General features: G+C 32.3%; 1 protein-coding gene. It reads left to right on the top strand.

Going from position 1 to position 399, the window contains the following annotated elements; genetic code table 11:
• Window positions 1-35: 35 nt before the first annotated feature.
• The coding region (locus tag GXK56_RS27560; protein ID WP_243156292.1) for an ATP-binding protein at window positions 36-399 on the top strand (364 nt) is incomplete at its 3' end.

Raw genomic sequence — 399 nt, forward strand, 5'->3', positions numbered from 1 at the left:
TTTCATTTATTAAAAATAAAGAAAATGTAATTCTAATCGGCCCGCCAGGTGTAGGCAAAAGCCATATTGGCACTGCATTAGGTGTACTAGCTTGTAATACTAGTCTCAAAGTATTATTTACTCCCGCTCAGGAACTTATGGATAAGTTATACAAGAGTTATCTTGATGGAACTTTAGAAAATAAGTTTAAAGCAATAAGAAAAGTAGATTTGCTTATTATAGACGAACTAGGTCATTTTCAAATGGATAAAGAAAAAGAAAGCCTATTTTTTCAAATCATCCGCCAACGATATGAAAAAGGCTCCCTAATAATAACTACCAATATACCATTAGGTAATTGGGACAAAATATTTACTAGCAAACTTGCTGCAACAGCAATATTAGATAGACTAATGCATC

This window comes from Clostridium sp. C2-6-12, assembly GCF_009928485.1.
GTDB lineage: Bacteria > Bacillota > Clostridia > Clostridiales > Clostridiaceae > Clostridium.